At 35.2% G+C, this 20,209-nt stretch carries 24 protein-coding genes; 12 read left to right on the forward strand and 12 right to left on the reverse strand.

All coding sequences use genetic code 11. From position 1 onward, the window contains the following. Window positions 1-170 precede the first annotated feature (170 nt). Together BUE84_RS17515 and namA are read right to left on the reverse strand one after the other, a co-directional pair. Complete coding sequence (locus BUE84_RS17515) at window positions 171-449, reverse strand: DUF2752 domain-containing protein (protein ID WP_079242806.1); 279 nt, start codon at window positions 447-449, stop codon at window positions 171-173. Window positions 450-479: 30 nt separating this feature from the next. Continuing rightward, entirely contained in the window at window positions 480-1,532 is a 1,053-nt protein-coding gene (gene namA, locus BUE84_RS17520) for an NADPH dehydrogenase NamA (protein ID WP_079242807.1), read from the reverse strand. Window positions 1,533-1,632: 100 nt separating this feature from the next. Here namA and BUE84_RS17525 point away from each other — a divergent pair, with 100 nt between their 5' ends. Continuing rightward, window positions 1,633-2,115 (forward strand): cytidine deaminase, encoded by a 483-nt coding sequence (locus BUE84_RS17525; RefSeq protein WP_079242808.1) that lies wholly within the window; start codon window positions 1,633-1,635, stop codon window positions 2,113-2,115. Window positions 2,116-2,330: 215 nt separating this feature from the next. Here the strand turns inward: BUE84_RS17525 and BUE84_RS17530 are convergent, their stop codons facing one another. From BUE84_RS17530 to BUE84_RS17565, 8 genes are all read right to left on the reverse strand, one after another. Beyond that, on the reverse strand, window positions 2,331-2,645 hold the full coding sequence (locus tag BUE84_RS17530; protein ID WP_079242809.1) for a barstar family protein: 315 nt from the start codon (window positions 2,643-2,645) through the stop codon (window positions 2,331-2,333). Next, complete coding sequence (locus BUE84_RS17535) at window positions 2,642-3,265, reverse strand: hypothetical protein (RefSeq protein WP_079242810.1); 624 nt, start codon at window positions 3,263-3,265, stop codon at window positions 2,642-2,644. The genes BUE84_RS17530 and BUE84_RS17535 overlap by 4 nt, the downstream gene beginning before the upstream one ends. A gap of 73 nt (window positions 3,266-3,338) precedes the next feature. Beyond that, window positions 3,339-3,644, reverse strand: coding sequence for a GIY-YIG nuclease family protein (locus BUE84_RS17540; protein WP_099049858.1), 306 nt, complete (start codon window positions 3,642-3,644; stop codon window positions 3,339-3,341). A 63-nt stretch (window positions 3,645-3,707) separates the two neighbouring features. After that, the gene (locus BUE84_RS17545) at window positions 3,708-4,211 is read right to left on the reverse strand and encodes a ribonuclease domain-containing protein (RefSeq protein ID WP_079242812.1); all 504 of its coding nucleotides are present in this window, start codon (window positions 4,209-4,211) and stop codon (window positions 3,708-3,710) included. Window positions 4,212-4,236: 25 nt separating this feature from the next. Further along, the gene (gene nadE / locus BUE84_RS17550; protein WP_079242813.1) at window positions 4,237-5,028 is read right to left on the reverse strand and encodes an NAD(+) synthase; all 792 of its coding nucleotides are present in this window, start codon (window positions 5,026-5,028) and stop codon (window positions 4,237-4,239) included. 13 nt (window positions 5,029-5,041) lie between these two features. Then, the gene (locus BUE84_RS17555) at window positions 5,042-5,575 is read right to left on the reverse strand and encodes a GNAT family N-acetyltransferase (protein WP_099049859.1); all 534 of its coding nucleotides are present in this window, start codon (window positions 5,573-5,575) and stop codon (window positions 5,042-5,044) included. Then, window positions 5,572-6,102: a GNAT family N-acetyltransferase gene (locus BUE84_RS17560; protein ID WP_238594286.1), complete on the reverse strand. Its 531-nt coding sequence runs from the start codon at window positions 6,100-6,102 to the stop codon at window positions 5,572-5,574. Before BUE84_RS17560 ends, BUE84_RS17555 begins: the two co-directional genes overlap by 4 nt. Window positions 6,103-6,114: 12 nt before the next feature. Further along, window positions 6,115-6,753 (reverse strand): leucine-rich repeat domain-containing protein, encoded by a 639-nt coding sequence (locus tag BUE84_RS17565; RefSeq protein ID WP_079242815.1) that lies wholly within the window; start codon window positions 6,751-6,753, stop codon window positions 6,115-6,117. A 52-nt stretch (window positions 6,754-6,805) separates the two neighbouring features. Here BUE84_RS17565 and BUE84_RS17570 point away from each other — a divergent pair, with 52 nt between their 5' ends. From BUE84_RS17570 to BUE84_RS17620, 11 genes are all read left to right on the forward strand, one after another. Then, window positions 6,806-7,792 carry a gliding motility protein GldB gene (locus BUE84_RS17570; protein ID WP_185116997.1) on the forward strand — a complete coding sequence of 329 codons (987 nt, stop codon included), beginning with the start codon at window positions 6,806-6,808 and terminating at the stop codon, window positions 7,790-7,792. 77 nt (window positions 7,793-7,869) lie between these two features. Further along, window positions 7,870-8,772: an ABC transporter ATP-binding protein gene (locus BUE84_RS17575; protein WP_079242817.1), complete on the forward strand. Its 903-nt coding sequence runs from the start codon at window positions 7,870-7,872 to the stop codon at window positions 8,770-8,772. Window positions 8,773-8,778: 6 nt separating this feature from the next. Then, window positions 8,779-10,980: a thioredoxin-like domain-containing protein gene (locus tag BUE84_RS17580; protein WP_079242818.1), complete on the forward strand. Its 2,202-nt coding sequence runs from the start codon at window positions 8,779-8,781 to the stop codon at window positions 10,978-10,980. A 31-nt stretch (window positions 10,981-11,011) separates the two neighbouring features. Beyond that, a complete protein-coding gene (gldC, locus tag BUE84_RS17585; protein ID WP_034695059.1) occupies window positions 11,012-11,335 on the forward strand; it encodes a gliding motility protein GldC in 324 nt (107 codons plus the stop codon). Between the two features lie 128 nt (window positions 11,336-11,463). After that, the gene (locus tag BUE84_RS17590) at window positions 11,464-12,603 is read left to right on the forward strand and encodes a cystathionine gamma-synthase (RefSeq protein WP_079242819.1); all 1,140 of its coding nucleotides are present in this window, start codon (window positions 11,464-11,466) and stop codon (window positions 12,601-12,603) included. A 67-nt stretch (window positions 12,604-12,670) separates the two neighbouring features. Further along, complete coding sequence (locus BUE84_RS17595; protein ID WP_079242820.1) at window positions 12,671-13,117, forward strand: GNAT family N-acetyltransferase; 447 nt, start codon at window positions 12,671-12,673, stop codon at window positions 13,115-13,117. A 95-nt stretch (window positions 13,118-13,212) separates the two neighbouring features. Further along, on the forward strand, window positions 13,213-13,725 hold the full coding sequence (locus tag BUE84_RS17600) for a DinB family protein (RefSeq protein ID WP_079242821.1): 513 nt from the start codon (window positions 13,213-13,215) through the stop codon (window positions 13,723-13,725). 254 nt (window positions 13,726-13,979) lie between these two features. After that, window positions 13,980-14,408 carry an IS200/IS605 family transposase gene (tnpA, locus tag BUE84_RS17605; RefSeq protein ID WP_079242822.1) on the forward strand — a complete coding sequence of 143 codons (429 nt, stop codon included), beginning with the start codon at window positions 13,980-13,982 and terminating at the stop codon, window positions 14,406-14,408. 279 nt (window positions 14,409-14,687) lie between these two features. Further along, entirely contained in the window at window positions 14,688-15,236 is a 549-nt protein-coding gene (locus BUE84_RS17610; protein ID WP_079242823.1) for an L-threonylcarbamoyladenylate synthase, read from the forward strand. Window positions 15,237-15,343: 107 nt separating this feature from the next. Next, entirely contained in the window at window positions 15,344-15,688 is a 345-nt protein-coding gene (locus BUE84_RS17615) for a nuclear transport factor 2 family protein (RefSeq protein ID WP_079242824.1), read from the forward strand. A 37-nt stretch (window positions 15,689-15,725) separates the two neighbouring features. Next, window positions 15,726-17,144, forward strand: coding sequence for a CCA tRNA nucleotidyltransferase (locus BUE84_RS17620; RefSeq protein WP_079242825.1), 1,419 nt, complete (start codon window positions 15,726-15,728; stop codon window positions 17,142-17,144). A 154-nt stretch (window positions 17,145-17,298) separates the two neighbouring features. Here the strand turns inward: BUE84_RS17620 and BUE84_RS17625 are convergent, their stop codons facing one another. After that, complete coding sequence (locus tag BUE84_RS17625) at window positions 17,299-18,354, reverse strand: DUF5074 domain-containing protein (protein WP_079242826.1); 1,056 nt, start codon at window positions 18,352-18,354, stop codon at window positions 17,299-17,301. A gap of 19 nt (window positions 18,355-18,373) precedes the next feature. Further along, on the reverse strand, window positions 18,374-20,200 hold the full coding sequence (locus BUE84_RS17630) for a TonB-dependent receptor plug domain-containing protein (RefSeq protein ID WP_079242827.1): 1,827 nt from the start codon (window positions 20,198-20,200) through the stop codon (window positions 18,374-18,376). Between the last annotated feature and the right edge of the window lie 9 nt (window positions 20,201-20,209).

Raw genomic sequence — 20,209 nt, forward strand, 5'->3', positions numbered from 1 at the left:
ACGACATTTTAAAATTCTACCCAATAAAACAATACAGGAATTTTAATCTAAAAAATTATATTTTATATTAAAATTTTTCTACACAAGCGACCATTAATCAATACAGGGCAGAAGGATAAAATACAAAATAACACTCACAACCAAACACTTAAACCCTTATAATTTTATAGTTAATAATGTTTATATATATACCCAACTACCATAATAATAAGATTAACGATCACTAAAATCATTAAAATATTACCGTATTTTCTTTTTTTATCGATAAAACTCACGCCAAGGATCAAAAAGAATAACAATAAGGTGTATACAGCCGGATACATTTGAAAAGCTTCTGAAAATTTCCCTTCAAATACCAATACGATTGCTCTCTGCGCACCACAGCCCAGACATTCAATTCCTAAAAACTTTTTACTGGGACAGGTAAGCATAAAATCATTGATATCCATTTCTGTTGTTTTTACAGATTATTTGGGTCATTAAGTAGAGATTTTGGCTCTGGTATACTGGTGAGGAAAGAAACAGTCTTGTTTCATTTCAAAAGATCCCTGAACAGCAATATAAGGATTTCTCAGAATCTCTCTTGCTACAAAGATTAGATCAGCATCACCTTTATCAAGGATTTCCTCAGCCTGTTGCACGCTGGTAATCAAACCTACCGCTCCTGTTTTCACTTCAGCTTCATTTCTTATCTGTGATGAAAAAGGAACCTGATAGCCATCGAAAACCGAAATTTTTGCTCCATGAATATTTCCACCACTGGATACATCTACAAGATCTACGGAATGTTCTTTTAAAATTTTTGCCAGTTCTACGCTGCTATGAATATCCCAGCCATTGTCAGCATATTCCGTTCCTGAAATTCTTACAAAAAGGGCTGTATTTTCATCCAGTTCTTCGTTTACAGCATCTACAATTTCGATCAGAAATCTGATTCTGTTTTCAAAACTGCCTCCATATTCATCTGTTCTGATATTGGAAAGTGGCGACAAAAACTGATGGATCAGATATCCGTGAGCGCCGTGAATTTCAATGACATCAAAACCTGCTTTTACGGCTCTTCGGGCTGCTTTTTTAAAATTCTGAACAATTTCCTTTACCTCATCTATACTCAGTACATGCGGAATTCGTTCTGTAGGGTGATAAGGAATAGGGCTTGGAGCAACAGTTTCCCAGCCTTCTTCCACAGAAATCTGTATATTATTCCATGTTGACCCTTTTCTTCCGGCATGAGCCAGCTGAATTCCTATTTTGCTTTCTGAATTTTTATGTACAAATTCAACAATTTTCTGCAATTTCTCTGCCTGTCCATCATTCCAGATTCCCATGCAGTGATTGGTAATTCTTCCTTTGGGCTCTACTCCAGTAGCTTCTACAATCAAAAGACCGGTACCGCCCTGAGATCTGCTTCCGTAGTGCACAAAATGGAAGTCGTTTGCTTCTCCGTTTTCACAGGAATACATGCACATAGGCGACATGACCCATCTGTTTTTCAACTCTATATTCCTGAATTTTATTGGTGTATATAACATTTTTGCTCTTAAAAAAATTGAACTTTTTCTCAGGAGAATAAAATATTGCCCACTTCATTAAAAAGAACTAATTTTACCCCCCTTTTTTAGTTGACAATATATGAAAAAAGACATACAGATCGGTTACGAATATTTTAAAAATAGCAGTAAACTGAGCGATATAGAAAAACAATTATTTGAAAGAGCCAAAGAGGCTCGTGAGAATGCTTATGCACCTTATTCTCAATTTTTGGTAGGATGTTCCGTATTATTGGAAAACGGAGAAATCTATTCTGGAAACAACCAGGAGAATGCAGCCTATCCGTCCGGGCTCTGTGCAGAAAGAACGACTGTTTTTTGGGTCGCTGCCAATTTTCCGGATGTGAAAATAAAAAAGATCTTCGTAGTGGGTGGACCTAAAGAATTTCATGAGAAAAACCCACCGATTCCTCCTTGTGGAGCATGCCGTCAGAGTTTAATAGAGTACGAAACCAAGCAGAATGAAAATATCGACCTTTATTTTTCAAGTATGAATGAAGAGGTTGTAAAAGTGCATGCTGTGAAGGATCTGCTTCCTTTTTATTTTGATTCTACGTTTTTGTAACCAAAGTAAGACTTGATTTTTAAACCCTGCCCAAGTTTGAAACCTTGACAGGTTGTGAAGCAAAAACTTCACATTGACTAGTCCTAAATAAATGCTACAGTTAAATTAAGATAAGAAACCTGTTAGGTTTCTATGTTAAAGAATAAAGATTTGAATGCTATAGAATAAGGATCAGCATAAAAAAAGCTGTTTCATACGTTGAAACAGCTTTTTCATTATTCTTCTTCAGATTCTACATCCTCATCGTCTTCATCTTCATACTGCTCAAGATAGTAGCTAAAGCTGAAGTCTTCAACCTCTTCTTCCGCATCTTCCAGCGTGGTCAGCAAGTCTTCAAAAATCTCAAGCTGATCTACAGTCATGTTAACGAATTCTAAATGGAGTGGCATTTCCAGATCACCGGTAATGGTATCAAAAAGTGCATCAAGATTATCACCAAACTGCTCAGGAAGCTGAATTTTCTCCTTTAGCTGGGCGTAAAAATCTTCATAGTCACCTATGTCTGTAAAATCTATATATACTGTCTTCATATTGAACTAAATTTCCAATTTTTATTAATTAAAAAAGTTTTGCATTTCTTGCAGAAATCCGTTTCTTCATTGGTTGGATTCTTACCTTCTGCATCTCTCATAAAACACATTTTTTCCAGGCAATGTGGCAGCCCTTGTGTATGACCAAGCTCATGAATGGCTATTTTGTAAAACTGCTCATCCCGGTTTTCTTTGCTCAGTCTGAAATTTGAAGCCACGCAAGCTTTTCCTGGCCTATACCCCAACCCCATGATTCCGAAATCTTTTATCTTTCCTCTTGTAGCACTGATATCCTTTGCTGTAAGACCAATGGTAACAAAGCCTTCTTTTGTTTCTTTATTCAAAAATTTAATAATTGAATCGGCTCTATACCGGTTTCTCTCTTTATAATAAGTATTTTCAGGAAAGTCTATCGCTGCCAGAACTTTTACGTTCGGATATACGTTTTTTATTCCTTCAGTCACTTTTGCTACAGTTTCCGGTTTAATATCTTTAAACGGCTGTATGAGGATTGTTACGGCTGGTTTTTCTGCCTTTTCCTTTATTGTATCTTTCTTTTCTGAACATGAGTATGTCAGAATCAAAAGAATGGGAAGGTAAAAAAAGCTATAATTTTTCAAAATTAAGATTTATAATAATTACAATGCAAATTATACTTCCTGTCATTGCGAGGAGCTCCGCGACGAAGCAATCTCAGAAAACATCCATAATATTTTCAACATCGTCTGCAAGATCTTTCCAATCAGAATTCATACTATTGATCAAATCCAGTTTCTTTTGTCTGGAACCTGCTTTTATTTGTTTTTCTCTACATATAGCATCACCTATTTCCTGAAAGGACTCCCACACGAGTAGATATAAATTATATCTTGAGGTAAAACTTTGAGAATAACAGGACTCTTTATGCTGTTGAACACATTTGGGCAGATTTGAGGTAACTCCTGTATAAAGAGTTGTAAGATTTTTATTCGTCATGATATAGACAAAACCTGCTTTCACCTGTGATTATTTTTTTGAGATTGCTTCGTCACTCCATTCCTTGCAATGACTATAATCTACTATTTACTGTTTTTCAAAGCTCTTATAATGGTTTTTGGTAAGATATACGTCTCCATTTTGAGTGTAAATGATACGATCAGCATTTCTTCCACCACAATGATAGTTTACATCTGCTTCAAAGTATCGTTCTCCATCCGGCAAACGTCCTTCCCTGTTTCCGAATTTATCACCACCAATAGCTTTTCCGGGAAGTACATCGCAAAGATTTCCTTTAGAAGGATTCCAGCCCTGTTTTCTTGCTTCATTTTTAGTGATATAATAATCCGGAAGCTTATGATTTTGCTTTACATAGCTGATTACCGTTTTCTCTTCTGTAAGCTCATCTATAGAAATCTGAGCAGATGAATTCCCCTCCGGAGAAGTACTTCCATAACTCACCGTTTCTTTTTTTGCAGAACCTGACTTATCTTTTTTATCTTCAATAAAGTTCCTGTAGACATACATCACAGACATTCCGAAAAGAAGCCCCAGACATATAAAAAAAACAGATCTTATTTTACCGTTCATAGTTATTATTTAATGTAACAATATTTTAAGCTCTCCACTCTTCAGGAATATCACAAACCGGAATAGGATCCATTTTATGTTTCGCTGCCTTATGCATTCTGTCAAAGATCAGGAACACTTCTTTATCTCTACCTTCATAATCATCGGCTGTTTTAGTTCCGTATTCTTTCTGTATTTTTTCCAGTTCCGGATAAGTAGCTCCAATCTGCTGCTCATCTGTTCTGTCTACATCCCAAAGTCCATCCGTAGGAATGGCTTCCTGAATACTTTTGATTAAATTAAGTCCTTTGGCTAGTTCATATACCTCTGTTTTATAAAGGTCTGCAATTGGAGAAACATCTACTCCTCCGTCACCATACTTTGTATAAAAACCAATCCCGAAATCTTCCACTTTATTTCCTGTTCCGCAAACCAGAAGTCCGTTCAGCTGTCCGTAATAATACAGAGTAAGCATTCTCAGACGGGCTCTTGTATTGGCAAAAGCTAATTTTTCATTAGGGTAAAGGTCATCATTTACATCAAAAGTTTTGTAAAGTTCCTCAAAAGCAGGTGTCAAATCTACTGACATGATTTCTACATTAGAGAATCTGGCTTTAAGGTCATTCATATGATCCAGAGCACGACCTACCTGATCTGCTTTCTGACGGATGGGCATTTCTATCAGTAATGTTTTCAGCCCGGTCATTGCTGCCAGTGTAGAAACTACCCCGGAATCTACTCCTCCGGAAACCCCAATTACATATCCATTTACTCTTGCTTTTGCTGCATAATCTTTTAACCAGCTTACAATATGATCTATCACTTTTTGTGTCTGCATCGTTTATCTTTTTTTAGTCTATTCCAAATTCCTGAGAGTATTTCACCACTCCTTTTTTATTTTTTAATCCATCTTTTACCAATTCTACAGCCATTCCGTTTTCTTCCGGAATATCGAATGGAAAAGAAACCCCAAAATTACTTGTTTTTTTGTAACCAAAGCGCGGATAATAACTTTCATGTCCGAGAAGAATTACAGATTCATATCCCAGTTCTTTTGCTATACGATGTCCTTCAAGAATAAGTTTGGCTCCGACTCCCTTATTCTGAAATTCAGGCTTTACGGAAACAGGCGCTAATGCAAGCGATGGAAAAGATTGTCCATCACCTTCAATAGTAATTTTTGTAAACAGAATATGTCCGGCAATTTCTCCGGTTTCAACTTCTGCAACCAACGATAATTCCGGAACAAAGGCTTCAGATTTTCTCAACTTTTCTACCAGAAACTGTTCCTGATGATCACTGTGTTCCATTTCCCTGAAAGCTTCTTCCGTAAGCTGAAAGACCTGTTGATGATCTTTTTTTTCTTCCTGTCGTATTGTTATCATTTTTTACTGTATTTTTCACGCTTCAGCTCATACCAGAAGCAAATTCCGTCCGGTTCTTCAAACTCACCGGTTTTTTCAAATCCTAATTTTCTTAAAATATGATTGGAGGCATCATGTTCAGAATGTGCATAGGCATAAATAGCTTCTGCATTTAAATCATTAAAGCCATAATTCAGAGAAGCTTTTCCTGATTCTACAGCATATCCTTTTCCCCATGATTCCGGAAGGAAACGATACCCCAGTTCCAATACATTTTTGTAACCATTCGTTTCATGAGTCAATAATTTTAATCCGCTCCATCCTATCAAAAGTCCGCTTTCTTTTTCCACTACACCAAGCCTTCCAACTCCATTTTCCTCATACTGCTTCTGAATCATACTGATAACATTTTTTGATTCATTAACATCTGTCAAAACCGGAACGCCAATATATTTCATGACTTCAGGATTGGAGTCCAGCAGAAATATACGTTCAAAATCTTGATCTTCGAGTTTTCTTAAAATCAGTCGTTCTGTTTCTATTTTCATAATCATTAGTTTTTATTCTCCAACTCCAAAAATGGTCGCCTCTGTTTTTGTTCCTTTTTTGATATCCGAGTCTTTTATTGTATTCCCAGCTACATTTAAGGTTTGTAAGAAAGGATTACCGGAAATATCAATTTTTTGAAGTTTATTATGTTCTAAGTTCAGTTTTCTTAATCTTTTAAACTGAGTCAAGTCTATTGTTTTTAATTGATTTAAAGATAATGTTAATTGATCAATTTTTGGAATTCCTGACAGCGAAATACTTTCCAGCAGATTATTATCCAGATATAATGAGGTTAGGTTTTTAAGATTTTCCGTTTTGAATGAAGAGATTTTGCATCCTGTGCACGAAAACAGTTCAAGCTGATCCATATTATTTACCACGATATTGGAAATCACATTATCATCCAGAACAATCATTTTCACATTTTTGAAAAGGTGCAGGTCTTCTGTGGAAGTAATTCCTTTCTGAACAAGGAAGAGATTGGTAACCATTCCGGCTTCCTGGGATTCAAGTATTCCGTTTTTATTCAGATCAAAATTTCCCAATACTACTTTTTCAAAATTTTTGTCTTTAAACTCAAGCTTTTGTCCAAAGAAAAAAGAAAGTCCCAAAATAATAAAGATAACTGTAAATATTTTAATTTTCATCATGAATTGTGTATTTAATCCTTATTTTTGTCAACTTAAATTCTATGTAAAAATAATGAAGATTTTTAGATATATTGCACTTTCTTCTCTTTTAGCTGCCGGACTTATTTCCTGCAAAAAAGAACCTGAAAATCAATGGAAGGTAGAAGTTAAACAAACTGCCGAAAAAGTTGACATCACGGATATTTCCAAAGAATTCTATAATCCGAATATTCCATTGGATCAGTTTAAAGCTCAATTTCCCTGGTTTCAGGGTAGTGTTTCTGATGCCGATTTTGGAAAAAGAAGAGCAGATACTGAAGAAATAAAAATCTATAAGGAAGCGATTGGGAAAATAGATCAGGCAAAGCTTCAAAAGGAACTTCAGAGTTTATTTTCACATATCAAATATTACTTCCCACAGTTTAAAACCCCAAAAGTATATCTGTTTTCATCTGCCTTACAGATGGTTCAGGATCCGATATTCTATGACCAGAAAGGTAATCTGTTATTTATAGATGTCACCGGTTTTATGGGAGATGGAAATCCTAATTATAAAGGCTTGGAACTGTATTTCCAGAAGTCGATGAACCCACAAAATATTGTTCCAAAAGTATCGCAGCTTTTTGCTGAAAACATTGTTACGGAATCTCCTGATCACCAGAAATTTATTGATCAGATTATTCTGAACGGAAAAGTAATGATTCTTCAGGATGCTTTTCTTCCTGATGTTCCTAATTATCTGAAAATGAACTATACTCAAAAGCAATACGATTGGGCAACAAGTAATGAAGCGAATATCTGGAACTATTTTGTAGAAAGTAATCTGATCTTCGGAGATGATCCAAGGTTGGGAGAACGTTTTATTTCTCCTGGACCATTCTCGAAATTTTATACAGAGATCGACAACGAATCTTCACCACAAATCGGAATTTTTACAGGATGGCAGATCTGTAAGGCATATCTTAAAGAAAAGCCTGAAACAAAGTTAACAGAGTTCCTGAAAATGGACGCCACTACCATTTTTAATCAATCTGGTTATAAACCTACTGTAACGAAATAGATAACATCACATACCTATATAAGACCTTTTGTACAAAACAAAGGGTCTTTTTTATTTTCAACACAAATCAAATACATATGGAAAATTTAATTAGTATTCGAAATTTAAATTACGGATTTACCCGTGATAAACTTATCCTGAAGAATATTGATCTTTCGGTTCCGAAAGGAAGTATTTTTGGGTTTCTAGGAGCCAATGGAGCCGGCAAATCTACTACCATGAAAATGCTTATCGGCAGCATTCCTGATGACAACAATGCCATCCGTATTTTTGACAAAGACTTATCCAATCTGTATCCTGAAGGATTCCAGAAAATCGGTAGTCTCATTGATACTGCAGCATTTTATGATCACCTTTCAGGTTGGGATAATCTTATTATTATTTCCAGACTCCGAAATTTACCTGAGTCTGAATGCGAACGGGTTTTACATCTGGTTGGTCTTTGGGACAGCAGAAAAATGAAAATGAAGAAATATTCCCTGGGAATGAAGCAAAGACTCTCAATTGCCATGACTTTGCTGGGAAATCCGGATCTTCTAATTCTTGATGAGCCTGTAAACGGGCTGGATCCTAACGGAATGCTGGAAATGCGGGAATTATTGATCAAACTCAACCAAGAGGATGGAGTCACAATTTTTATTTCAAGTCATTTGCTTCAGGAAGTTGAAAAAATGATTACACATCTGGCTATTATTTCTCATGGTGAGATCCGTTTTACAGGAAGTATACAGGATCTCAATGAACTTTACAGATACAACCATATCAGAATAGGAATCCATAACGCTTCTCAGTTTATAACTGAAATTCCGGAAAGCTATTCTCCTGAAATCATTAATGATCATACCATAGAAATCACTGCAGAATCGAAAGAAAATATTGCAAGCCTTATCAAAAAGCTGGTTCTGAATAATGCTGAGATTTTTGAAATTAAAAATAATGCAGGTCTTGAAGACTGGTTTATGGAAATCACAAAAAATTAAATACGGATGAAAAAATTAATGACAGCCATCGGCACAGAATGGCTAAAAACAAAAGGATTAGGATTAACCTATATTGCCATTATTTTGGGAGCTTTAATCCCACTTGTTAACTTTATTCCGGGATTTTTTAAGAAGAGCCTTGTCATAGAAGGAACACTAAAGTATTCGATATTTGAAGATGCAATTGGTGGAGAAGCCATTAAGTATTTTACCTTTTTTATTTTACTGTTATTCGTAATCATCGCCGCTAACAGAATAGCACAAACTGATCATAAAAATAACGGTTGGCAGCTGATGGAAACACAACCGGTAAGCAGGCTTCAATTATACACATCAAAATACATTATCTTACTATTTTTAAGCTTTTTATGCATCGTTTCTTATTTTGGATTTAATATCATTTTAGCTCTGGCAGACTATTATATACATCCTGATCCTGCCAAGCTCATGACTTTTGACATTGTCTGGATGGTGAAAACCTTTATCAGAATCCTTGTTACCATTTTAGGAATTGCTGCTCTTCAGCTTTGTGTTTCAGTTGCTTTCCAGGGATTTATCTGGTCATTTCTCATAGGATCTCTGGGACTGGCGTCCAATATTACTTCCCTTGTACAGAAGCAGGCTTATTTTTTCAATCCTTATAGCTCGTTGTATACTTTTTGGAATGCGCCCGAAATAAAAAACCTGAACAGTTTTATTTCTCATTCTGAATACATGAGTCTTTTCTGGATGATCATCTTTTTTATTCTTGGGTATTTCTGGTACAGTAAGAAAGGTTTTAAAAATGCATTCCTGAAAAATAAAAAACAGATATTCATTTCATTGGCAGCCTTGATTATTGGCTCCGGACTTCTTTATATTTTCCAAAAACCCAAACCTTATCACAGCGATGGAACGGGAGTCGTTATTAAAGGAAAATTGGAAACGGACCTCAAAATAGATTCTGTAAGAATTTATTCTAAAGATTTCCACAAAAAAATTGGAGCAGCCATCGTTAAAAATAATACATTCAGCTGGTTGACCACACAAGCCCTTCCTTTAGACGAATATATTCTGGAAATCGGAAATAAAAAAATCAATTTCATCATGGCAAATGGTGATTGGTTCAATTTTGATATTAAACTGAATACAACCAACCTACTATCCTATGTGCAGTCTAACAGAAAAGCTGATCAGGTGTATAAGAACAATGAAAATTCTTTTGGATATGAATTCCAGTATGCGCTGGAAAAGCAGAATTATACTAATGATCCGGTTAAATTTTATGATGTGGCTGAATCTGATTGGAAAGAAAACAAAAGAATCCTCAATGTGTTTGCCGATCCCGGAAACAATGCTCTTTCAGAGGACTACAAACAGCACAGAAGACAACTGATGGCAATTCAATATCTTAATGAGATCAATAATTATAGGAAAATGACTTCTTTGACAGACTCCAGGTTTGCTCCACCTGCTTCTTTCCTGAAAGAACTTAATGAAAATATCCAGAAACCGGGTCAGCTTTTAAGTAAGAATGATAATTATCTGCAATATAAACTGGATCAGCTATTATCTGATAAAGAACAGGTTTCCAATCCGGACAGTATTCTTTTTGTAAAAATTGACCAAATGCCAAAAGGAATCTCTAAAGATCAGCTATTGTCAAAACATTTAACAAAATCTATAGAGTTACAAACGGATAGTATCACAAGAAATAAACTTTTTGATAGTGAAATCGGTAAGATATCGAATGGTGATTATAAAAAAGCTCTTTATACAAAGCTTGACGAGATTAACAGATCTCAAAAGGGGTCCGTTTTTCCGGATATTACTCTTCTTAATGACAAAGGGATTACCCAAAAACTTTCAAAATATAAGGGAAAATATGTGGTAATAGATTTTTGGGCTACCTGGTGTGGGCCCTGCAAGCAGATTCGCCCTGTATTTGAGTCAAGAAGTTATCAGTACAGATATTATGATAATATCCAGTTTATTTCTATCAGTTTGGATGAAGAACAGTCTAAATGGACCAATTATTTAAAAACAAAAACATCAAGTATCCCGCAGTTCTGGCTTGTAAATGCTGAGCAGTTCATGAATAGATATAAAATACAATCTATACCAAGATTTATCATTATAGATCCTGAAGGTAAAATATTTAACTTTAATAGTCCATTTCCTGATGAAGATAATTTTGTAGAAGCCTTGGATAAGCTGAAGAAGTATTAACTTTGCACGAAATTAGAAACAAAAGAAAGTTATGAGAAAGACTCAGATTACGATAGATGTAGAGCTTGATGAAAATCACGTACCGGAAAACATTACATGGAACGCTCAGGATGGAGGTATTGACAAACAAGATACCAAAGCTACTATGATTTCTGTTTGGGATGATAAAACAAGAGAAGCGTTAAGAATTGATCTTTGGACCAAAGAAATGCCGGTAGATCAAATGAAGATGTTTATCCACCAGATTTTAATATCTTTAGGAAGCACATACCAGAGAGCGACAGGTGAAGAGGATGTGGCACAGTGGATGGAAGAAATCGCAGAAGAATTTGCGGTAAAATCTGCTATTAAGTAAAAAAATATAATTGCGGTAAGCTGCAGGCAGTAAGCGGTAAGCTTTTTGTACTCAGCTAGAGCAAATTTTAATAAAAAACAATGAACATAAACGAATATGCTTAATGTTCAAGCCTAAAGCAAAAAATTATGAATTTTAATACAAAAGTAATTCACGGAGGGCAGCACCACGAGTCTGCAACAGGTTCTGTAAATGTACCTGTATTTTTGACCTCTACATTTGCACAGAAAAGCCCGGGAGTACATTCCGGATATGAATATTCAAGAGCAGCCAACCCTACAAGACAGGCATTGGAAGATTCTTTGGCAAGTATTGAAAACGGAGCGAGAGGTTTAGCTTTCGGTTCTGGTCTTGCTGCTATCGACTGTGTTTTGAAATTATTAAATCCAGGTGATGAAGTGATTGCTGTAGATGATCTTTACGGAGGTACTTACAGAATGTTTACAAGACTTTTCGAAAAATATCAGCTGAAGTTCACGTTTGTGAATTTTGATGATGTTTCTAAAATTGCTGGTGTTATCACAGATAAAACCAAGCTGATCTGGGTAGAAACACCAACTAACCCATTGATGAAGTTAGTTGATATCAAAGCTGTTGTAGACATTGCTAAAGGGAAAGATATTTTAGTAGCAGTAGACAATACTTTTGCAACTCCTTATATCCAGAGACCTATTGATCTTGGAGCTGACATCGTAATGCACTCTGCAACCAAGTATTTAGGCGGACACTCTGATGTGATTGCCGGAGCGCTTATTGCTAAAGATGCTGAACTGGGAGATAAACTTCACTTCATTCAGTTTGCAAGTGGTGGTATTTTAGGACCTCATGATTCTTACCTTGTATTGAGAGGAATCAAAACACTTGCATTAAGAATGCAGAGACATTCAGACAATGGTCTTGCAGTAGCAAAATATTTGGAGACTCATCCAGCAGTAGATAAAGTAATTTATCCAGGATTGGAATCTCACCCACAGTATGAATTGGCAAAATCTCAGATGAAGGAATCCGGAGGAATGGTTTCTTTCACTTTCAAATCCGGAAAGAAAGAAGATGCAATTAAATTCTTAGAGAAAGTAAGAGTATTCACCCTTGCAGAATCTTTAGGAGGAGTTGAATCTTTGGCTAACCACCCTGCTCTGATGACACACGCTTCAATTCCGGCAGAAAAACGTGCTGAATTAGGAATCACAGATGACCTTGTTCGTTTAAGCGTAGGTATTGAAGATGCTGAAGATCTTATTGCAGATTTAGAGAAAGCTTTTTCTTAATAAACCATACAAAAAATGAGAAGGATTATCTAATCTTTCTCATTTTTTTATAATCGTGAAATTACCTATGAAAAATACAAGAAAAGCAGTTATTTCCGACCTGCCACAACTCGCAGAATTATTTGATCAGTACAGGATATTTTATCATAAAACATCGGATGTTCCTGCAGCAACAAATTTTCTTTCTGAAAGACTAGAAAACAAAGATTCTGAAATTTTTGTTGCGGAAGAAAGTGGTTTATTGACAGGTTTCGTACAATTATATCCTATTTTTTCATCTACAAGAATGCAACGTTACTGGCTGCTGAACGATCTGTATGTTAATGAAAACCATAGAGGAAAAGGTTATTCTAAAGCACTGATCGAACAATCCAAAGAACTCTGCCGTTCATCAAAAGCTTGTGGTATTCTTTTAGAAACAGGAAAAAGCAATGATATCGGAAATCAACTCTATCCAGCCTGTGGCTTTGAGCTGTATGACTCTGTGAATTTCTACGAGTGGACTAATCATTAGCAATGGGTAATAAGTAATTTATACATTCCATTCACCATTCCGAATCTCAAAATCTAGAAACTAGAAAAACCGTACTCCAAAAACAAAAAAATGATATGACCGAATTTCAAAAATACATCCAAAGATATTTAGATCAGATTCCATCTGGAAACTGGATCAACGAACTGCAGATATCAGCAGACAAAACCATCGGAATTTATTCCAACCTTACTGAAGAACAGTCTAATTTCGCTTATGCAGAAGGAAAATGGACTTTGAAAGGTCTTCTCCTCCACTTATCTGATACAGAAAGAGTTTTCCAGTACAGAATATTAGCTTTTGCCAGAGGAGAGAAAAACAATCTTCCGGGCTTCGACGAAGATGAATATGCAAACCGATCTTTTGCAAGTGAAAGAACCATCGAATCCCTTCTGGAAGAATACAAGCTGGTAAGAAAATCTTCTCAGATTCTATTAGAAACCCTTCAACCTTCTGCTTTACAGAATACAGGTACAGCCAATGGCCATGAAATTTCTGTAGAAACCATCGGAAAACTGATCGTGGGACATAATTATCACCACCTGAATATTATTGAGGAAAGGTATTTATCGAAATTGGGATGGATGTAATAATTCAAAAATGAGTTTGAATTATTATAGGTTCTGGCTAAAGCCAAAGGATTTTTTTTTATTTAAATGGCCTAAAGCCCATTTCTATTGAATAGCTTAACAACTCTAGTAATTCATCACATTATCTCATTTAATAATATTGTAAGAATATCAATAGGAACGGGCTTTAGCCCGTTTTCATAATATATACCTTTCTTCCATTGGCTTTAGCCAAAACTTATTAAATAAGTAGTATTTTTGATAAAACAACACAAATGGCTTTTATCAAAATCTACATTCATCTTGTCTTCTCTACAAGAAACAGAGATCCCTTTCTTAATACATTCGACATACGTCTCAAGGTCTGGAAGCATATTAAAGAATATGCAACAGAAAAAGGAATCTTTTTAGATATGATCAATGGACATTCGGATCATTGTCATTGTCTTATTTCTCTGGGATCTGATCAGAATATAGAAAAAATTGTACAATTATTAAAAGGTGAATCTTCTCATTGGATCAATAAGAATCAACTTACCTTAGGAAAATTCTCATGGCAGGATGAATATTTTGCGGTATCAGTTTCTGAGTCTATGATAGATAGCGTAAGAAATTATATTAAAAATCAGGAAAAGCATCATCAGAAAAAAAGCTTTGATAAGGAATATTGGGAATTTATTGAAAGATATAATTTTAAAAACTAAGCAGGTTTTGGCTAAAGCCGAAGGATTTGTTTCTTTTATTTAAATGGGCTAAAGCCCATTTCTATTGAATAGGATAGTGAATCTCTAATAATTTATTGCATTATTCTAACTACATTATAAAAACATCAATAGGAACAGGCTTTAGCACGTTTTCATATTATATACCATTCCATTGGCTCTAGCCAAAACCTATAAACATTCCCACATTTACATATTCATCATTTGCCTAAAATTCTTATATTTTCTACCTTTATCCCCTCTTTGAACTCATATACAATTATGGAACATATTATCGAAATATTAAAGTCTGGCGGAACAATCCTTTATCCTACAGATACCATCTGGGGAATTGGTTGTGATGCTACCAATATAGAAGCAGTCAATAAAATTTTTGACATCAAAAAGCGCGAAAAAAATAAATCCATGATCATCCTTGTGGAGTCTGAGAAAAGACTTCAGGAATTGGTAGATGTTCCTGAAATGGCCTGGGAAATTATTGATCTTAGCGAAAAACCAGTAACAATCGTTTATGAAAACCCAAGAGGTTTGCCTAAAGAACTTCTTGCAGAAGATGGAAGCATCGGAATCCGATTGGTAAAAAATGATTTCTGTAAAAAACTGATTACAAAACTGAACAAACCTTTAGTATCTACTTCTGCCAATTTCAGTGGTGAAAAAAGTCCGCTAAAATTCTCTGATATTTCTGAAGAGATGATCAGCCTTGTAGATTACGCTGTGGAGGAAGACAGAGAAAAGGTTTCAAAATACTCAGGCTCATCCGTAATCAAAATATGGAATGACAACAGAATAAAAATTCTCAGGGAATAAGAATTCTGAACTTTTATGTTTATTTTTTAGAGTCTTGTCAGTTCATATCGGCAGGATTTCTTTTTTTTAATTCTATCTTTGCAAACTCAACTCATAAACTATTTGTTATGAATCATCACGAATTTGCTCAAATATGGATCAATGCGTGGAATTCTCATGATTTAGAGAATATACTTTCCCATTATTCGGATGATATTGAGATTACAACTCCAATGATCGCACTGGCTACTGGCGGTAAAGAAAGCTCTTTAAAAGGAAAAGAGGCCGTTCGTGAATATTGGAGAAAGGCATTGGATAAGTTTCCGGACCTTCATTTTGATCTGGTACGTTCCACAGCAGGAGTAGATTCAGTAGCATTATTTTATAAGTCGATTATGGATAAACATGCTGTTGAAGTCATGTTTTTTAATGAAGACGGAAAAATTAGTAAAATGTATGCTCATTATGACTAATGGGGAACATACGTAGAAATTGTCACTATTATTAACGATGAAAATTAATCTTAATCAAAATAAGAATTTAAAACTATTTAAAATCATTTCTGAAGCAGCAGAAAGGAATAACCAGTCCGTATATATTGTGGGCGGTTATGTACGGGACCTTCTGATGAACAGAAAAGCGTCTACGGATATCGACTTTGTAACGGAGCAAAGTGGTATTGAGCTTGCTCAAAATGTAGCTCAGGATATAGATCCTAAATTAAAAGTTTCCATATTCAAAACGTATGGAACAGCGATGATCAAGTATAAAGAACTTGAGCTTGAATTTGTGGGAGCAAGAAAGGAAAGCTATACAGAAAACAGCCGAAAGCCGGAAGTGGAAGGCGGAAGTCTGGAAGATGACCAGAAAAGAAGAGATTTTACCATCAACGCGATGGCTATATCTTTAAATAAAGATAATTTCGGAGAGCTTATTGATCCGTTCAATGGAATCGAAGATCTTGAAAAAGGAATTTTAAGAACACCGTTAGAACCTGCACAAACTTATTCTGATGATCCATTGAGAATGATGAGAGCGGTGCGTTTTGCTTCAACTTTAAATTTTAAAATTGAGGAAAATTCTTTGAAAGCAATCCAGCAGGAAGCAGAAAGAATTAAGATTGTCTCTATGGAAAGAATCATGGTAGAATTCAATAAAATCATGCTTTCTGAAAAACCGTCTATCGGACTGAGGCTGATGGAGCAAACCGGCCTTATGAAGCTGATTATTCCTGAACTGATAGAACTGAAAGGAGTGGAAGAAGTGGAGGGACAAACTCACAAAGATAATTTTTATCATACTTTAGAAGTTGTAGACAATATTTCTGTGAATACTGACAATCTTTGGCTTCGTTGGTCTGCCCTTCTCCATGATATTGGAAAGGCTCCAACAAAAAAGTTTGTAGAAGGAACAGGATGGACATTTCACGGACATGAATTTTTGGGTTCAAAAATGGTAAAAACACTTTTCCAAAGATTAAAACTGCCTTTGGGAAGTGACATGAAATATGTTCAGAAGATGGTGAAACTTTCATCAAGACCTATCGCGCTGATCACGGATGATGCTTCAGATTCTGCATTGAGAAGACTTTTATTTGATGCCGGAGAAAATCTTGAAGATCTTTTCACTCTTTGCAAGGCAGACATTACCACTAAAAACTCTAAGAAACAGGAGAAATTCAAAAGAAACTTTGAATATGTAGCGGTAAAGATCAAAGAAGTGGAAGAAAAAGATCAGGTAAGAAACTTTCAACCCCCAATTACCGGTGAAGAGATTATGGTAATGTTTAACCTTAAGCCAGGCCGTGAAATCGGAATCCTAAAAGAAAAAGTGAAAGAAGCTATTCTTGAAGGTGAAATTCCTAATGAAAAAGAGGAAGCTACAAAATTTGTGATCGCAGAAGCTGAAAAATTAGGTTTAACCCTATAATTCAATTGATATAAAATAAAAACCGGCGGGATGTTCCATCCCGCCGGTTTTTTGTTTCCTTAGGAAACAAAGCCGGCCGGTTTCTTCGAAACCGGCCGGAAAAAAACACAAATGATGAAAAAATAAAAAATTATTTTTTATATGTTGTAAAGTATTACGGGTTCAGGAATGTTCCATTAGTACCGATACCTCCTGTTTTAAAAGAACTGATCTGAGCACCTGTAACTGCTGAATATACTACCATTTCACTATCCTGTGTGAACTGCTTAACGTCTGATGCAAAAATCCTTCCATCAATAACATTAAATCCGTATAGTGTAAAGTAAGGGCCACCATCTGCAGCTGTTAATAATGGAGTTGCAGGAATTGCAGGTATAGCTAAACTCGTTGTATATACTTTATTTGCAGAGCTGAAGTAGATTTTATCGTTATCTATCTGAAGATTTGTAGCACTAGGAATTCCTGTTAGCGTAATTACTGGTGTAATAACTCCGGTACTTGAAATTTTATAGATATAAGAATCTGTAGCTGTTGAAGAAATTGTATAAACATTAGATTTGTATGATACCGTATTTCCGATCTGACCATTTGGAACTGTAATTTCAGTTTTAGCATCATTAGAAGTATTGATATAAGTAATCTTATTTCCATACCCTGATGAAGCATTCTGTACGAAAACGTTTCCACCTGCCTCTACTGTTTTATCAGAAACTTCAGTCATATTGATTTTACTTACAAATGAATAGTCAGAAGCTTTATATTTTGTAACGCTCTTTGTATTCGCAGTAAAGTTGGTATTTGCAACATAGATGAAGTTGTTAGCAAAAGTAATTCCTCTTGGATTATCTAGCTGAGCCGTAATTACCCCTAATTTCTTAAATGTATAACGGTCTACTACAACAATTTTATTAGAGTTATTCAATACAAGATAAGCTTTGTTTTCGTTAAGACCAATAGTCTGAAGAACATCACCCAGAATCTCTTTGTTGTTGTTATAACCATATACATCGTCTTGCTTCAGGCTTAAATTTCTTGTCACAAATGTTACCTTAGCTCCCTGACTGTTATAGTTTCCTTCATTAGAGATAAAATATCCGTTCTGATAAGTGATCGGAGAAACTTCAATTTCATCAGAACTGCTTGTACATGAAGAAATGTTAAACAATAACACTACTGCAAATAATACAGTTAAAAGTTTAGTTATTTTCATATTTACTCAATTTTAATTTTTAAAAATTTATTGCGGCATACACACTATAGTTTCTTTTGGGCAAAGGATAGAAAGAAACTGTTTTGTAGTATGTATTCGTTAGATTATTCACTTTGAATCCTAAGGTATATTTTTTTGCTAAAGTTGCAGAAACACCCATATTTAAAAGAAAATAAGGATCTATGGCATCTGATCTTTTTTCGTCACTTGTAGTGTAGGTAACACCATTCACCTGTCCTTGGGCAAAAAATTTAAAGAAACCATATTCGTAATCTATATTGGCTGCGCCTCTGTGCATAGGAACGTAAGGTCTCTGCATCTTCGTTTCTTTATCAATAGATTTTGCATAATAATACCCTGCATTCGCACGGATTTTATGGTTCCCCAGCTGTTTACTAAAAGACAGTTGAGATTCCAATCCGTAAGATTCAGATTTATTCACATTGTATGCCTGCCAGTACCCTAAAGCAGTCGGAAGCCAGACAATAAGATCTGTCACATTCATATAGTATGGAGATAAAGTAAGTTTAAAATCTCCCACTTTGAATTCATTCGTCATATCTAACTGAGTAGAAGTTTCCGGTCTTAGATCTTTATTTCCTCCCGGTTCATAATAAACATCATTGAAGGACGGAAATCTGAAATTTTTTGACACATTAAAGCTTACATCATACCATTTTGCAGCATTCCATTTCCCTGAGAATGAGTACATCAACGGAGAATTTATATCTTCCACAAAATCTTTCTTGAATCCACCCTCAAAACGAAGGTTTTTGGTTGCAAAATATCTTAATAATCCTGAAACAGAACCCATATTTCTGCTGACGCTGGATATTCCGTTTTGATATCCCTCTCCTTTATTAACCTGAAACTCTCCGATGATATTAAAATTCCACTTTGAATTCAGGAAATAATTAAAATCATTTTTAAAGATATAATTTTTCCCGGTTCCTCCACTTGATTTAGGTTGATTTAACGAACCGAAAAATTGAAAATTCTCTTCTGTATAAGCTGCTTTAAGGGAATTACTGAACTTTGTTTTGTTCCAGTCCCAGGAAAGAAGGCTTCTTACACTTTGAGTTTTATATTTCGTTTTTGTTCCCGTTTCTTCATACACGGGAAAACGCTGTGAAGAATCAAAAAACTGGCTCTGCCAAGAAACTTTATGATCGTTTGTAATTTTATAGGATGCTCCTACATTAAATGTTGTATTGTAATAACTCCCGTTTCTGTTGATATAGTTCAGGTCACTTACTTTATAATCATTTTCACTTACAGAATAATTTCCGGAGGCTTTGAAACTGAATCTATCATTGCTGTAAGATCCTTTTATAAAATTATTATAAGTATTAAAAGAAGCGACTTCAGAAAATAAAGAACCATGGAAACCTTTATTAAAGTCAAGCGTATTATTCAGGTGAATACTTCCTCCAATAGCACCACTTCCGTATATTACACTTCCTCCTCCAGCCTTTACACCAATCTGATCATATCCGAACAAGGCAATATTATTGATATCTCCCTGTCCCAGAAAATTGGAATTGATATTAATTCCATTCCATACAAAAGCAGTCTGCTGAGCAGTAGTTCCCCTGAAAGAAGGTGAAGAAACAGCACCACGGCCATTTTCTTTGATAAAAACCTGTGACTGAAATCTCAGAAGTTCAGAAAGATTACTGGAGTTTTTCTCAGCATCTTCTGCTGAAATTATTTTTACGGGATGAAAAAGTTTCACCCTATTCATCTGATTGTCGAAGACATAAACAGTATCGATGGCCTTCTCTTGTCCAAAAAGAAAACAGCCATACGATGAAAAAAGCAGTACTAAAGATCTTTTTATATCCATACTTTTTTA

This window comes from Chryseobacterium indologenes (genome assembly GCF_002025665.1).
In the GTDB taxonomy this organism is placed as follows: domain Bacteria; phylum Bacteroidota; class Bacteroidia; order Flavobacteriales; family Weeksellaceae; genus Chryseobacterium; species Chryseobacterium metallicongregator.

Excerpts from the sequence above, each read along its gene's own strand:
- BUE84_RS17530 (WP_079242809.1), bottom strand. The coding sequence starts at position 2,645 with ATGAAGACAGTATATATAGATTTTACAGACATAGGTGACTATGAAGAT.
- nadE (WP_079242813.1), bottom strand. The coding sequence starts at position 5,028 with ATGCAGACACAAAAAGTGATAGATCATATTGTAAGCTGGTTAAAAGAT.
- BUE84_RS17615 (WP_079242824.1), top strand. The coding sequence starts at position 15,344 with ATGAATCATCACGAATTTGCTCAAATATGGATCAATGCGTGGAATTCT.
- BUE84_RS17620 (WP_079242825.1), top strand. The coding sequence starts at position 15,726 with ATGAAAATTAATCTTAATCAAAATAAGAATTTAAAACTATTTAAAATC.
- tnpA (WP_079242822.1), top strand. The coding sequence starts at position 13,980 with ATGGCTTTTATCAAAATCTACATTCATCTTGTCTTCTCTACAAGAAAC.
- BUE84_RS17595 (WP_079242820.1), top strand. The coding sequence starts at position 12,671 with ATGAAAAATACAAGAAAAGCAGTTATTTCCGACCTGCCACAACTCGCA.
- BUE84_RS17625 (WP_079242826.1), bottom strand. The coding sequence starts at position 18,354 with ATGAAAATAACTAAACTTTTAACTGTATTATTTGCAGTAGTGTTATTG.
- BUE84_RS17590 (WP_079242819.1), top strand. The coding sequence starts at position 11,464 with ATGAATTTTAATACAAAAGTAATTCACGGAGGGCAGCACCACGAGTCT.
- BUE84_RS17610 (WP_079242823.1), top strand. The coding sequence starts at position 14,688 with ATGGAACATATTATCGAAATATTAAAGTCTGGCGGAACAATCCTTTAT.
- BUE84_RS17560 (WP_238594286.1), bottom strand. The coding sequence starts at position 6,102 with ATGAAAATAGAAACAGAACGACTGATTTTAAGAAAACTCGAAGATCAA.
- BUE84_RS17600 (WP_079242821.1), top strand. The coding sequence starts at position 13,213 with ATGACCGAATTTCAAAAATACATCCAAAGATATTTAGATCAGATTCCA.
- BUE84_RS17575 (WP_079242817.1), top strand. The coding sequence starts at position 7,870 with ATGGAAAATTTAATTAGTATTCGAAATTTAAATTACGGATTTACCCGT.
- gldC (WP_034695059.1), top strand. The coding sequence starts at position 11,012 with ATGAGAAAGACTCAGATTACGATAGATGTAGAGCTTGATGAAAATCAC.
- BUE84_RS17570 (WP_185116997.1), top strand. The coding sequence starts at position 6,806 with ATGAAGATTTTTAGATATATTGCACTTTCTTCTCTTTTAGCTGCCGGA.
- BUE84_RS17630 (WP_079242827.1), bottom strand. The coding sequence starts at position 20,200 with ATGGATATAAAAAGATCTTTAGTACTGCTTTTTTCATCGTATGGCTGT.
- BUE84_RS17555 (WP_099049859.1), bottom strand. The coding sequence starts at position 5,575 with ATGATAACAATACGACAGGAAGAAAAAAAAGATCATCAACAGGTCTTT.
- BUE84_RS17580 (WP_079242818.1), top strand. The coding sequence starts at position 8,779 with ATGAAAAAATTAATGACAGCCATCGGCACAGAATGGCTAAAAACAAAA.
- namA (WP_079242807.1), bottom strand. The coding sequence starts at position 1,532 with ATGTTATATACACCAATAAAATTCAGGAATATAGAGTTGAAAAACAGA.
- BUE84_RS17515 (WP_079242806.1), bottom strand. The coding sequence starts at position 449 with ATGGATATCAATGATTTTATGCTTACCTGTCCCAGTAAAAAGTTTTTA.
- BUE84_RS17545 (WP_079242812.1), bottom strand. The coding sequence starts at position 4,211 with ATGAACGGTAAAATAAGATCTGTTTTTTTTATATGTCTGGGGCTTCTT.
- BUE84_RS17565 (WP_079242815.1), bottom strand. The coding sequence starts at position 6,753 with ATGATGAAAATTAAAATATTTACAGTTATCTTTATTATTTTGGGACTT.
- BUE84_RS17525 (WP_079242808.1), top strand. The coding sequence starts at position 1,633 with ATGAAAAAAGACATACAGATCGGTTACGAATATTTTAAAAATAGCAGT.